The organism is Candidatus Pelagibacter sp. HIMB1505 (assembly GCF_052047915.1).
Taxonomy (GTDB): domain Bacteria; phylum Pseudomonadota; class Alphaproteobacteria; order Pelagibacterales; family Pelagibacteraceae; genus Pelagibacter; species Pelagibacter communis_A.
Genome location: NZ_JBNAIR010000001.1, coordinates 583,399 through 597,583, shown reverse-complemented (window position 1 = coordinate 597,583; position 14,185 = coordinate 583,399). Strand labels below are relative to the sequence as shown.

General features: G+C 31.6%; 12 protein-coding genes. 3 read left to right on the top strand and 9 right to left on the bottom strand.

Translation table 11 applies throughout. The features are described from left to right. Positions 1–2 precede the first annotated feature (2 nt). From acnA to ACTTAU_RS03100, 3 genes are read right to left on the bottom strand one after another with little or no spacing between them, the layout of a single operon-like run. Positions 3–2,672, bottom strand: a complete 2,670-nt coding sequence (acnA, locus tag ACTTAU_RS03110) for an aconitate hydratase AcnA (RefSeq protein ID WP_438305644.1) — start codon at positions 2,670–2,672, stop codon at positions 3–5. Position 2,673: 1 nt separating this feature from the next. After that, on the bottom strand, positions 2,674–3,261 hold the full coding sequence (locus ACTTAU_RS03105; protein WP_438305647.1) for a LysE family translocator: 588 nt from the start codon (positions 3,259–3,261) through the stop codon (positions 2,674–2,676). A 2-nt stretch (positions 3,262–3,263) separates the two neighbouring features. After that, positions 3,264–3,605, bottom strand: a complete 342-nt coding sequence (locus tag ACTTAU_RS03100; protein ID WP_438305649.1) for a tRNA-binding protein — start codon at positions 3,603–3,605, stop codon at positions 3,264–3,266. Positions 3,606–3,630: 25 nt separating this feature from the next. On the opposite strand from ACTTAU_RS03100, the gene argE reads away from it, so the two are divergent. After that, on the top strand, positions 3,631–4,812 hold the full coding sequence (gene argE, locus ACTTAU_RS03095; protein ID WP_438305651.1) for an acetylornithine deacetylase: 1,182 nt from the start codon (positions 3,631–3,633) through the stop codon (positions 4,810–4,812). Here argE and ACTTAU_RS03090 read toward each other — a convergent pair. Then, positions 4,809–6,245 carry an aldehyde dehydrogenase family protein gene (locus ACTTAU_RS03090; protein ID WP_438305652.1) on the bottom strand — a complete coding sequence of 479 codons (1,437 nt, stop codon included), beginning with the start codon at positions 6,243–6,245 and terminating at the stop codon, positions 4,809–4,811. The genes argE and ACTTAU_RS03090 overlap by 4 nt on opposite strands. A gap of 20 nt (positions 6,246–6,265) precedes the next feature. Beyond that, complete coding sequence (speB, locus tag ACTTAU_RS03085; RefSeq protein ID WP_438305654.1) at positions 6,266–7,225, bottom strand: agmatinase; 960 nt, start codon at positions 7,223–7,225, stop codon at positions 6,266–6,268. A 52-nt stretch (positions 7,226–7,277) separates the two neighbouring features. On the opposite strand from speB, the gene ACTTAU_RS03080 reads away from it, so the two are divergent. Both ACTTAU_RS03080 and ACTTAU_RS03075 read left to right on the top strand, forming a co-directional pair. Further along, positions 7,278–8,000, top strand: a complete 723-nt coding sequence (locus ACTTAU_RS03080; RefSeq protein WP_438305656.1) for a putative zinc-binding metallopeptidase — start codon at positions 7,278–7,280, stop codon at positions 7,998–8,000. Beyond that, complete coding sequence (locus ACTTAU_RS03075) at positions 7,997–8,644, top strand: peptidylprolyl isomerase (protein WP_438305658.1); 648 nt, start codon at positions 7,997–7,999, stop codon at positions 8,642–8,644. The genes ACTTAU_RS03080 and ACTTAU_RS03075 overlap by 4 nt, the downstream gene beginning before the upstream one ends. On the opposite strand, the gene ACTTAU_RS03070 is transcribed toward ACTTAU_RS03075, so the two are convergent. The 4 genes from ACTTAU_RS03070 to ACTTAU_RS03055 all read right to left on the bottom strand — a co-directional run bounded on the left by ACTTAU_RS03070 (position 8,637) and on the right by ACTTAU_RS03055 (position 14,176). Then, a complete protein-coding gene (locus ACTTAU_RS03070) occupies positions 8,637–10,859 on the bottom strand; it encodes a 3-hydroxyacyl-CoA dehydrogenase NAD-binding domain-containing protein (RefSeq protein WP_438305660.1) in 2,223 nt (740 codons plus the stop codon). The genes ACTTAU_RS03075 and ACTTAU_RS03070 overlap by 8 nt on opposite strands. A gap of 15 nt (positions 10,860–10,874) precedes the next feature. Next, positions 10,875–11,729, bottom strand: a complete 855-nt coding sequence (locus tag ACTTAU_RS03065) for an ABC transporter permease (RefSeq protein WP_438305662.1) — start codon at positions 11,727–11,729, stop codon at positions 10,875–10,877. A gap of 2 nt (positions 11,730–11,731) precedes the next feature. Beyond that, complete coding sequence (locus ACTTAU_RS03060) at positions 11,732–12,985, bottom strand: ABC transporter permease (RefSeq protein WP_438305663.1); 1,254 nt, start codon at positions 12,983–12,985, stop codon at positions 11,732–11,734. A gap of 69 nt (positions 12,986–13,054) precedes the next feature. Next, positions 13,055–14,176 (bottom strand): extracellular solute-binding protein, encoded by a 1,122-nt coding sequence (locus ACTTAU_RS03055; protein ID WP_438305666.1) that lies wholly within the window; start codon positions 14,174–14,176, stop codon positions 13,055–13,057. Positions 14,177–14,185 lie beyond the last annotated feature (9 nt).

The window sequence follows — 14,185 nt, the reverse complement described above, 5'->3', positions numbered from 1 at the left end:
AATTAGATCATATTCCGAAGAACATACTGAAGAATTCCACCATTTTTATAATACTCAAGTTCATTTTTGGTATCTATTCTGCAAAGAGTATCTATAATTTTTATTTCACCTGAAATATATTTTATTTCCAGTTTTACAATATCTGAAGGATTAATACCTTTTTCAATATCAACAACACTGATCAATTCTGAACCTTTTAGTTCAAGATTAGATCTATTTAAATTATCTTTGAATTGTAATGGCAATATTCCCATCCCAATTAAATTAGATCTATGTATTCTCTCAAAGCTTTCTGCTATCACAGCTTTAACACCTAATAATTTTGTGCCTTTTGCTGCCCAGTCTCGTGATGAGCCAGTTCCATACTCTTTTCCACCTATTACAACAAGATCGGTTCCTCTTTTTTTATATTCAACGACTGCATCGTAAACTGGCATCACTTTTTCCTCTGGATACAATTTTGTAAAACCACCTTCAGTTCCAGGTGCCATTTCATTTCTAATTCTAATATTTGCAAAAGTTCCTCTCATCATAACTTCATGGTTCCCTCTCCTTGAACCATAAGAATTATAATCTTTTGGTAAGATCTGATGTTTCATAAAATATTCTCCAGTTGGACTTTCTTTTTGTATATTACCAGCTGGTGAAATATGATCAGTTGTAACCATATCACCTAAAATTAATAATGGTCTTGCTTCTTTGATAGGTTTGAATCCTTCTGGTTGATCTGACAAGTTTTCAAAGAATGGAGGTTTCTTTACATAAGTTGAATTTTCATCCCAATTATAAATACTACTTTTTTCTGTTTTAATTTCTTGCCATTGTTTAGGACCTTGTGAAACATTGGAATATCTCTTTATAAACATGTCAGCATTTAATGAAGTTTTTAATGTTTCTTCAATTTCTTGATTTGATGGCCAAATATCTTTTAAATATACGTCGTTCCCATTTTTATCTTTCCCAAAAGAATCTTTGTATAAATCAAAAGACATATGTCCTGCTAATGAATAAGCAACTACCAACGGTGGTGAAGCTAGATAATTAGCTTTAATATGTGGAGATATTCTTCCCTCAAAATTTCTATTCCCTGATAAAACAGATACTCCATATAAATTCTCTTTCTGAATTGCTTCAACTATATTATCTGCTAGAGGACCTGAGTTTCCTATGCAAGTCGTACATCCATATCCAACAAGGTTAAAACCTAATTTGTCTAAATAAGTGTTTAAACCTGCTTTTTCTAAATAATCTGTTACCACTTGAGAGCCTGGTGCTAATGATGTTTTTACCCATGGCTTTGTTTCAAGACCAAGTTCGATTGCTTTTTTAGCCAATAAACCAGCTCCAATTAAAACATTTGGATTTGAAGTATTTGTACATGAAGTAATTGCAGCAATTAAAATACTACCATCTTTTATTTCATAATCTGTATTAGAAACTTTTGATGATTTGAATTCATCTCTTGCAGCAACTTCTTTAAAACTTTTATCAAAACTTTGAGATGCCTCTGATAATAAAACTTTATCTTGAGGTCTTTTTGGTCCTGAGATAGTTGGAACAATAGTAGACATATCCAAAGTTAAAGTATCAGTAAACTCAATTTCAGAACTTGCCCATAGGCCTTGAGCTTTTGCATATTCTTCAACAATTTTTACTGTTTCATCATCTCTTCCTGAAAATTTAAGATACTTTAATGTTTCTTCATCAATTGGGAAAAAGCCACAAGTTGCACCATACTCTGGCGCCATGTTCGCAATTGTTGCTCTATCTGCTAAAGTAAGATTTTTTAAACCTTCACCAAAAAATTCTACAAATTTACCAACCACACCTTTATCTCTTAACATCTTAACAACTGTTAAAACAAGATCTGTTGCAGTTGTACCCTCAGGCATTTTATTTTTAACCTCAAAACCAATAACTTCTGGTATCAACATTGATATAGGTTGCCCCAGCATGCCTGCTTCAGCCTCGATACCTCCAACACCCCATCCAAGCACTGATAACCCATTAACCATTGTGGTATGACTATCAGTTCCAACTAATGTGTCTGGAAAAATATACTGTTCATCTTTTACTTTCTCTGACCAAACAACTTTAGATAAATATTCTAAATTTACCTGATGACAAATACCTGTTCCAGGTGGAACAATTCTAAAATTATCAAATGCGTTTTGACCCCATTTTAGAAATGAATATCTTTCACCATTTCTTTTGAATTCTATTTCAACATTTTTATCAAAGCTATCTGCTTTAGCAGATTGATCTACTTGTACTGAGTGATCAATAACTAAATCAACTGCTGACAAAGGATTGATAGTATTTGGATCTTTTGATTTTTCTTTTACAGCTTCTCTCATTGCAGCTAAGTCTGCAACAGCTGGAATTCCAGTATAATCCTGAAGCAAAACTCTTGCGGGTCTATAGGCAATTTCTGTATTTGACTTTTTCGTTTTTAGCCAATCTTTGATAGCTGTAATTTGAGTTTTATTAACTGTTAAATCGTCTTCGTATCTTAATAAATTTTCTAATAGAACTTTTAATGATTTTGGAAGTTTTGACACTCCTTCAAGGCCATTTTTTTCAGCTTCAGGTATTGAATAATATGTATAGTCTTTGTTGCTAATACTAATTTTACTTTTAGAGTTAAAAGAGTTCTTGGTTCCTGGTTTCATGTTAAATATAAAATCCGATTATACAGACTAAAATTAGCCCCGACATAACATAATTAAATCGTTTTATAAAACTGTTATTTGTCGCAAATTTTCTTAAAAATTTACCCAATAAAGTCCAAGCAGTTATTGATGAAAAGGCTGTTAAACAACAAACAATAATTACCATTAAAGATGTTGAAATATAATTATCTTGATCAACAAATTTTGAAATCAGACTAGTTGCAACCATGACACCTTTTGGATTTATAAATTGAAATAAAAACGTATCAAAAAAAGTGACAGGATTTTTTTTTATATCACTATTAGATGCAGTTGCAGTTGCAATCTTATAAGCAAGATAAATCAAAAATACTGTTCCAAGAATTCTAATTATTTCCTGAATAATTGGATAGGTTTTGAACAAAGATATTAAAACAAAATTAATTAAAATTACTAATACTGTATAACCAAATCCAACACCCATTATCAGTGGAATTGTTTTTTTAAAGCCAAAATTGAAGCCTGAATATGATGCTACTGCATTATTAGGACCCGGGGTATATCCCAATGAAAAAGAGATACCAATTAACAGAAGTAAATCAGAACTCATCCTTAGGCTATTGGAAGCCCATTTTCAGATTTTTGAGAAGGATGAACTAAAATTACTTTTCCATCTTTATCAATTGATCCTAAAATTAAAACTTGTGAAACAATACCAGCAATATTTTTTTCTGGGAAATTACAAACACCTATTACTTGTTTTCCTTTAAGATTTTCTTCATTGTAGTAATGCGTTATTTGAGCTGATGATCGTTTAATTCCTATTTCATCACCAAAATCAACTTCTACAACTAATGAAGGTTTTCTTGCTTTTTCATTTTTTTTAACAGAGACAACTGTACCAACTCTAATGTCTACTTTATCAAAATCATCATAGGTAATTTGTGGTTTCATAAAAATAATATATAGTTGATTAAAAATGACTATAGAAAGTAATTTATACGAAAAATCAATAAAGATTTTATCTGATCTAATTGGATTTCAAACTATATCTGGTCAAGATAATAGTGAGCTTATCAATTATTGTGAAAAAATTCTTAATAGTTTGAACATAGAAACTTTTAAAGTTTTTGATGAAGACAAAAAAAGAGTAAATTTATTTGGAACTCTTAAAGCTAAAAAAACTAATGGAAAAAAACCAATAATATTATCTGGTCACACTGATGTTGTTCCGGTTTCCAAAGGTTGGAGTTCTGATCCTTTCACTGCAACAATTAAAGATAATAGATTATATGGTAGAGGATCTTGTGACATGAAAGGTTTTATAGCTTGTACACTTGCTTACGCTGAAATTTTCAAACAGAGCAATTTAGATAGAGACATTCATTTTTGTTATACGTTTGATGAGGAGACTGCATGTATTGGTGCTCCTTTATTAATTAAAGAATTAAAAAAAAGAAATATTAAAGACGGAATTTGTATTATTGGAGAACCAACTAATATGAAAATAATTGATGGCCATAAAGGAATGAATGAATATACAATTCACTTTGGTGGACTAGCGGGTCATAGCTCCAAACCTCATAAAGGAGTTAACGCAATTGAATATGCATCTCGATATATAAATAAACTTTTACAAATTAGACAAGAGTTAATCAAAAGAGCACCTAAAGATTGTATTTTTGATCCTCCGCATTCAACACTTTCTATAGGTGGAATATCTGGTGGTATTGCTCACAATGTAATTGCTGACAAATGTAAAGTTGAATGGGAAACAAGACCTGTCAATAAAGCAGATGCCGATTTTGTAACAAGCGAAATGGATAAATTTGTTAATGAAGAGCTTTTACCAAATATGAAAAAAGTTTTTCCGAACTCTTTTATTAGAAAAGAAATTATTGGTGAAGTGATTGGATTTGAAAAATTAAACGAGTCTGAAGCTTGTGAATTTGTGACAAGTATTACTGGCGATAATTCAAGAGAGGTTGTTTCTTTTGGAACTGAAGCAGGTTTATTTCAAGAAATAGGAATTAGCACTGTAGTTTGTGGCCCAGGTTCAATTGAACAAGCTCATAAAATAGATGAGTTTATTGAGCTAAATGAAATTAAAAAATGTCTAAAATTTTTAGATGGGGTTAAAGAAAAATCTTTATTAAATTAATTTGTCCAGCCACCAACAGCTTTAACTTCTAAAAACTCTTCCAACCCATGTTGGCCAGCTTCACGGCCAATTCCTGAATGTTTAAATCCACCAAATGGTGCATCAACTGCTATACCTGCTCCATTTACATCTACCATTCCAGACCTTACTCTTCTTGAAACTCTTTTTACTTTTTCTGGATCTTGAGTTTGAATATAGTTTGTTAAACCATATGGAGTATCGTTTGCAATTTTTATTGCTTCTTCTTCATTTTCAAATGGTATGACTGATAACACTGGACCAAAAATTTCAGTTCTTGCAATTTCCATATTATTATTAACATCTGCAAAAACTGTTGGTTTGACAAAATAACCTTGGTTAATTCCTTCAGGTTTTCCTGGTCCACCTGCAACTAGTTTTGCACCTTCATCAATACCTTTTTGTATTAAAGTTTGAATTTTATTATATTGAGTTTCTGAAATTACAGGTCCAATATGTTCTCCTTCTTTTGTGGGATCATCTACTTTAAATTCTTCAGCATATTTCTTTAATCTTTCAACAGCTTCATTGTACATAGATTTTTCAACAAGCATTCTTGTTGGGGCATTACAAGATTGTCCTGAATTTCTAAAACATCTCAAAGCACCTCTTTCGATTGCCTCAGGGTCTGCATCTTTAAAAATGATGTTAGCCCCTTTTCCTCCAAGTTCTAAACTTACTCTTTTAAAATCTTTTGCCGCATTTTGAGAGATTAAAGCACCAGCTCTTGTTGAACCTGTAAATGAAATCATATTAATGTCGGGATGGCTAGTCAGAGCATCACCTGTAGTTGCTCCATCTCCATTTACTAAATTAAATACACCAGCAGGGAATTTTACTTCATCAATTAATTCTGCAAGTATCATTGAAGAAAGCGGAGCAAGCTCTGATGGTTTTAAAACCATAGTGCATCCAGCTGCAAGTGCTGGCATTACTTTTAAACAAACTTGGTTCATTGGCCAATTCCAAGGTGTGATTAAAGCGCATACACCTTTTGGCTCATAAATCAGTCTTTGATTAGGAGCATGTTCACCTAATGGTTTTTCAAATTCAAAATTTTTTAAATATTTTATAAATGATTTAATGTGTGCAGCACCAGTACCGGCCTGTAATTTTGTTGAAAAATCTTTAGGAGCCCCCATTTCCATAGTAATTGCTTCAGCAATATCAGCCCATCTTTTTTTATAACTGTCATAAAGTTTTTCTAATAATTGAATTCTTTCCTCTTTTGAAGTGAAGGCCCAAGTATCATAAGCATTTTTTGCAGCCACAACTGCATCATTAATATCATCTTTATTAGCAAGTCCAATTACTGCACAATTTTGTTCTGTTGCAGGATTTACAACTTTAATTTCTTCTTTAGACTTAGGATTTACCCATTGTCCATTAATATAAAAATTTTTTCTATCTATCATAAATAATTCCTAACCCTTCCTTATTTTTTTGCAAACAAATTTGTTAATTCATAAACAATAGTTGCAGCTGCAAGAGATGTAACTTCCGCATGATCATAAACAGGAGACACTTCAACTACATCTGCTGAAATCAAATTCATTCCGGATAGTCCTCTTATAACATTTACCATTTCTCTAGTTGTCATTCCTGCAATCTCAGGAGTACCAGTTCCAGGTGCAAAAGCAGGATCTAATACATCGATATCAATTGATAAATATAAAGGATTATCTCCAACTCTATCTCTTATTCTTTGTGCAATTTTATCTGTTCCTTGAGTTTGAAATTCATCACAGTGAATTATTTTAAATCCAAAACTTTCATCATTCTTAATATCATTCCTACTATATAGTGGTCCTCTTATTCCAACATGCATTGAAGCATCATCTAAAAATAAATTTTCTTCTCTAGCTCTTCTAAATGGAGTTCCGTGAGTATATGGGGCACCAAAATAAGTGTCCCAAGTATCTAGGTGAGCATCAAAATGAACTAATGCAACAGGTCCATTATTAATTCTATTGATTGCTTTTAATAAAGGAAAAGCAATTGTATGATCACCACCTAAACTTATAATTCCTCCAACTTTTTGTAATAATTCATAAGCGCCTTCTTCTACTTGTTTAATTGCTTCATCAATATTGAAAGGATTACAGGTAATATCACCTGCATCTGCAACTTGTTGAACTTTAAATGGTTCAACATCATAACTTGGGTGATAATTTGTTCTTAAATGACGTGATGCTTGACGAATACTTTGAGGGCCAAATCTTGCACCTGGTCTATAACTGGTTCCTGCATCAAAAGGAATTCCAACAATAGCTACATCACAGCTTTCAACATCTCTTAATTCAGGAAGTCTTGCAAATGTAGAGGGACCTGCAAATCTAGGGACTTTTGTTCCACTTACAGGTTGGATTGGATTTTTATTTTTTTCTTTTTTCATACGTAATTGTATCACATTGTTATTAATTAGAATATCTTGGATTATCTTATTAATGAAAAAATTGTTTCATATTATAATCTTAATTACTTTAATTTCTCCAGTAAAAGCAAATACACTTTATGAATTAATAAAAATTCCTAACTTGGAAATTTATGATTTAAACACACCTAATAAATTAAGGTATGTATATGCAAAACAACCTTTCACTATTGGCTTAGATAATAATATTAATTGTTACAATTCATCTAATACAGACTTAAAAAAAAAATATGAAGTTATAAGAAATGAACTTGATAAGTATGATCAAAAATTTCTTAGAAAAATAAATCTAAAATATATAGTTTTATGTGAAGATTTGTCTATCTCAGGAATAAATACCGCAGGAATTCCTGACAATGTCATGAAAACATTAATTGTTGATATTAAATTTAATAATAAATATTTTAAAAGAGTACTTCATCATGAGGTATTCCACATAATTAATGATAGCTATAAAGAAATATTCAATGAAAATGAATGGTCATCGTTAAATGATAAAAATTTTTCCTATGCCGAATGTTCAACTTGTACAGATAAATTAGGCCTAGATACCTATACTAATACAAATGGTTTTATTTCGGAATATTCACAATCTACTGCATCAGAAGATATGGCTGAAGTTTATTCGCATATTATAAGTAAAATAATTCCAAAAAAAATTGATCCTATTCTTACAAATAAAATTAATTTTATAAAAGAAAAACTAGCACTAATTGATCAAGATTTTAAAATATGATTGAACAAATAAAACCTTCAAGATCAGAAAAAGTAATTTTTATATTTATTATATTGTTAGCATTATTTTCAATTACATCTTTTTTTTTGATTAAAGATAAATGTCTATTTGTTAAAAATCATGATCCAAGTAAACTAAAATTTGAAAATCCTCAAAATATTGCAATCTTAAATGTTGATTGTGGTAACGTCATAATTGAACTTTATCCTGAAACTTCTCCAATTGCCGTTGAAAGATTTAAAACTCTAATAAGAACAAAAGCATATGACAATGTTGCATTCCATAGAGTGATCAAGGATAAACTAGTTCAAGCAGGAGATTTAGAGTTTGGTAAAAAAGATAATTTAGATTATGGAAAAATAGGTGCAGGAAAATCAGGACTAGGGACTATAAAATCTGAAATAGATAATCCATTTGATTATAAAAAAGGTAGTGTTGGATTTTCAAGGACATCTAAATTTGATACCGAAGATAGCCAATTTTTTATAATTCTAGATGATGAACCTTTATATGAAGGGGAGTATACACCTTTGGGCAAAGTTCTTTACGGACTAGATGCACTTAAAAAAATAAAATATTTAGATAAATCTGTTTATGTATTAAGGCCTGATTTTATCAATACTTTTAGAATGCTAATTAATTAACCAAAGGTTTACCAGTAGCTAAAGTATGTTTAATTCTATCTTGTGTTTTTTTAGTTTCAATTAATTTCATAAAAGCATCTAATTCTAATTTAAAAAAGGCATCTTCAGATATTTCCTTATCAATTGTCGTATCTCCTCCACTTAATACAAACGCAAGTTCTTTAGCAACTTCCATTCCATGGTCTAAAATAATTTTATCATTATAAAGTTTATCTAAAATTTTATACATTTCTCCCCTCACACTCTCTCCAGGAAGTTTAAAAACAAGTTCACTTGGTGCTTTAAAGTCTTTATTGTTGTTTAAAATTTCTTTTGAAACTTCTAATAAACTATTTCTATTCATTATTTGTTTATCATCTGGCATCAAATATTTCATGGGTACAGCTTCAACTGGTGATGTTGCAGTTTTTCCATATCCAATGATATCAAAAACTTTTAGTGGAGCAAAATTTGGATTTTTTTGAGCATCCTCTGTATTCATCCATCTAGCTAACATTTCTTTACATCCCCCACCTGCAGGAATTAAACCAACAATTGTTTCAACTAATCCAATTACAATGTTTGTATGTGATGCTACAAAATTACTTTGAACTAAAACTTCAAAACCTCCCCCTAAAGTCAATCCTGATGGGGCAGATACTACTGGATATTTTGAATACTTTAACGTTTTGCAGGTTTCTTGAAAATATTTAATAAATTTTTCAATAGATTTAAAATCACCTTTGTCAGCAAAATCCATTGTGTAAGTTAAATTAACACCAGCAGAAAATTGCATACTTTCGTTAATTATAATTAATGGTTTATCGGTTGCTTTCTTTAATGCATCCATTGAATCGTAATCAAGTGCATTTGCTTTGGTGGTGAACTCAACAATGTTGTAATCATTAAATCTATAAATCTGTGCTGAACTATTACCGTCAAGGCTAATTGCTTTTCTTTTTACTTTTCCTAAAGTTTCGATCTCAGTATACTTTTGACGCTCACCATAAAAATCTTCATTTTTTGTTTTAGATAAATTTTCTAAAAATTGATTTCCTTGATAATCATCAGCTTTATCAAAAAAGTTTTTAACACCTATTTCTTCTAACATTTCAAATGGACCTTTTGCCCAGTTAAAGCCTAATCTCATTGCCTCATCAATATCATTAAATTCTTTTGTAATTTCTGGAACTAATGAAGATGCATATTTAATAATTTTTGAAATTACTGACCAAGCATATTCACCGTATTTATCATCTCTTGAAATTAAGTTTTTAAGATCAACTTTGTCTGATTTAATGTCTATTTTCTTACTTGGTGAATATTCACCTGTTTCAAGATTAAGTGCTTCTAATACTTTGCTACCTTCAGATTTATTTATTCTATAAAATCCTCCCTTGCCTTTTCTACCGGTGTAGCCAGTATCAATTAATTTTTTTACTAATGGAATTTCTTTGGCAACTATTTGAAATTTATCCTCTTTAGGAAGTTCTTTAATAAAACTTTTTAAAACATCAGCCATTAAATCTATTCCAATTAAGTCATAAAGACCAAAAACACCTGTTTTTGGTATACCCATTGGTCTTCCAAAAATAGCATCCGCTTCTTCAACAGATAGTTTCATTTTAAATGCTTCTGTCATTGCAATTTGCATTGCATAAACACCTACACGATTGCCTAAAAAACCAGGTGTATCATTGCAAACAATTGCACCTTTACCAAGTTCTACTTCACAAAATTTTTTAAGATCATTAATTTTATTTAGATCATTGTTTTCGTTTTTGACAATTTCTAACAAACCCATGTATCGAACAGGATTAAAAAAATGTGTTATACAAAAGTCTTTTTTTTCATTCTCGGATAAGTGTTCTGATAATACTTTAATTGGAATTGAAGATGTATTTGAGGAAACAATCGCTCCATCTTTTCTACTTTTAAAAATTTTTTCATAAATTTGATGTTTGATATCTATTCTTTCTACAACGGCTTCTACAATCCAATCTGCTTGTTTAACAACATCAAAATCATCTGAGATATTTCCTACTTTGATATTATTAATTCTAGTTTTATCTATAAGTAATGGCGGTCTTGATTTAAAAATTCTATCTCTTGCATTAGTTGAAATTTCTGTTGTTAAATCTAAAAGTGTAACTGGAATATTTGCGTTACATAAGTGTGCAGCAATTCCACTTCCCATTGTTCCTGATCCTATAACAACTACCTTCTTGATATCCATTTATGTAAAGATTTATTATCGATTAATTCCTCTAAGTCTTTCAGATCGTCTTCTTAAAAGCTCAGCTGTAACTAAAATTAATGTTGAAAGAATAATCAAACAGGTAGCAACAGCTAAAATTGTTGGACTTAACTGCTCTCTTAAACCTGTCCACATCTGAATTGGTATCGTTGTATTTTCTAATCCAGCTAAAAACAAGACCACTACAACTTCATCAAATGATGTAACGAATGCAAATAATCCTCCCGATATAACACCTGGTAAAATTAATGGTAAAGTAATTTTCATAAACGTATTTACAGGATTACTTCCAAGACTTGCAGCTGCCCTTGTAACACTATGATCGAACCCAGATAATGTTGCTGTAACTGTAATCACTACAAATGGTGTTCCTAAAATCATATGCGCTAGAACAATTCCTGTATGAGTTGCGGCTAAACCAGCTTTTGCCATAAAGAAAAATATTGCAACTCCAGAAATAATTAATGGAACAATCATTGGAGAAATTAAAACTGCCATGATCAATCCCTTATAAGGCATATGCCTGCTGCTTAAACCTAGAGCAGCAACTGTTCCAAGTATTACTGATCCAATAGTTGCAAATATTGCGATTATAAAACTATTTTTAGCGGCTAAACCCCATGGATTTTTAGTTCCATAGATCATGTCTTTGTACCATCTAAGTGAAAAAGCATCAGGGTCTAAACTTTTCATACCATCGGAAAAACTTAAAAATTCCTCTGCGTTGAATGATAATGGAAAAATTACAAATAACGGTGCAATTAAAAAGAAGAATACTAATGCACAAATTGTCAAATATACATAATGCCAAACTCTATAATGAGGTTCTGTATATTTTGGTAATGCCATAATTATCCTAACTTAATATTATCTATTCCAACCAATTTGTTATAAAGCCAATAAATTGCTAATACACCCGTAAGCAACATTAATCCCATTGCAGATGCAAAACTCCAATCAAGTGTACTTTTCATATGAAAAGCGATTTGGTTACTAATCAATGTTCCAGATGCTCCACCTACTAAGGCAGGGGTAATGTAATATCCAATTGCTAAAATAAAAACTAATAAACTTCCAGCACCTATACCTGGAATTGTTAATGGAAAATAAACTTTCCAGAAGGCAACAAAAGGTGTTCCACCCAATGATTTTCCAGCTCTCATTAATGAAGGTGATATTGTTTTCATCACACTGTAAAGCGGAAGGACCATGAAAGGTAATAAAATTTGTGTCATTGCAACATAAGTTCCAATTTTATTGTACATCATCTCAGGTCTATTATCGTCAGTTACAAGTCCAATCCATACAAAGAAATCGTTAACTACTCCTTGTTGCTGAAGTAATATCATCCAGCTAGCGGTCCTCACTAATAAGGATGTCCAAAATGGAAGTAAAACACAGATCATTAGCAAATTACTATATTTCATTGGTAATGTTGCTAATAAATGTGCGATTGGATAAGCCATTAAAAAACAAAATATTGTAACAAAAAAAGCTACCTCTAAAGTTCTAAGCCAAAGTACTCTATGTATCCTTCTGTCCTCTGAGACACTAACAATATCTCCATTCTCATTTGTATACATATCCATACCTTTGAGATACTTTTGTCCAGTATAAGCATTAGATCTTGCTTTAATTGCTCTCCAATATTCAACATCAGCCCATCTTTTGTGAACTGACATGATTTGCTCTTTATAATTCCCTTCTTCAAATTTTCGCATAGCCCGACGTAATTTTTTAATAATACTTTTAAAGCCATTTTTTGTGTAATTCATTTGTGTTGAAAGTTTACCTTCTCGCTTTTCCTCAATTAACAATTTCATATCAAGGTAAAATGCCTCAAAAACTTCTTCTGATGGTAGGTCTTGACCATCCCACGTTTCCATAGCTTTAAATGTTTTTGGAAGCATATTTGTAACTTGTCTATCATCAACACTTCTGACTAGCATATCTCCAATAGGGAAGACGTAAGTAATTATTAGAAATAAAAGTAGTGGAGCAACTAATAAAAAAGCTTTTAATTTATTTTTTCTCTCAGATTTTTTTAAGCTTACCTCTAGAGGTATTCCATCAGTTGTAAGAATTTGTTGTGTTTCAGAGCTCATAAATAAAAAGGGCGGTTATACAACCGCCCTTAAATTATAATATATAAAATAAGTTAATCAAAACTTAAATTATAGTCCTGCTTTCATAGCTTCCCATTTTTCACCAAGCTCTGTTCCATTATCAGCCCAGTAAAGAGGGTCTACTAAAAAGTAGTTCTTAGTGTTTTGTGGTGCTGTTGGCATTTGTGGTACCATGTTAGTCTTACCATCTTTATACCAAGGCTCTCCTTTTTCCATCACCGCGATTGATGATTTTCTCCAAGGAGCATATGCAATGTATTTAGCAGATCCAGCTAACATTTCAGTGTTAGTCATCATTGCTAAAGCTTTTAGAGCATTACCATTTGCATCGTTAGGTCCACCTTTTACTTGTACGAAATACTCATAGTCAAGACCTTGAGCATCCCAAACTTGTTTAATAGGAGCACCTTCACCTACTTCTGCATTAAAGAATCTACCATTCCAACCAGTTGCCATTACAACTTCACCTGAAACAAGTAATTCTGGTGGTTGAGCACCTGCTGACCAAAATACACATCCACCTTTTGGATCTGTACATAATTCTTTGATCTTGTTCATTGCTCTTTCAACACCTTTTTCTGTTTCTAACATTTCGTAAATGTTAGCTCCACCTTTTCCAGGTTTTACACCATCTGCTGCTAAAGCGATCTCTAAATTTGTTAGAGCGCTTTTGTAGATAGCTCTTTTTCCAGGGAATTTTTTAGTATTGAAGAAATCTCCGATAGTCTTTGGAGTGCCCTTAACATTCTCAGTGTTATAAGCGTAGTTCCAAGAGTATAGGATGTTTCCCACAGCACATTTACTTGGCATTGCAGTAAAGAAATCTTCACTTGCAGGAGTTCCATCGGGAGCTGGTGGGAAGTCTTTGTCAAAATCGAATTCAACAAATAAACCTTCATCACATCCGTTGATAGTATCCATAGCAAAAACGTCGATGATATCCCACGTGATTTTGCCAGCTTCTTTTTGTGCTTTAATTTCAGATAATCCACCTGAGTAGTCTACCCAGTTGATATCAATTCCAAGTGCTTTCGCAGTTGGGTCACCATAACCTAACTTTTGAGACTCAGTGTAAGCACCACCCCAAGACACTACAGTAACTGCAAATGCCGAAGTAGCCATAGAGACAGCAAAAGAAATAGCTAGTAACAATTTACTTAGTTTTTTCATTTTTCCTCC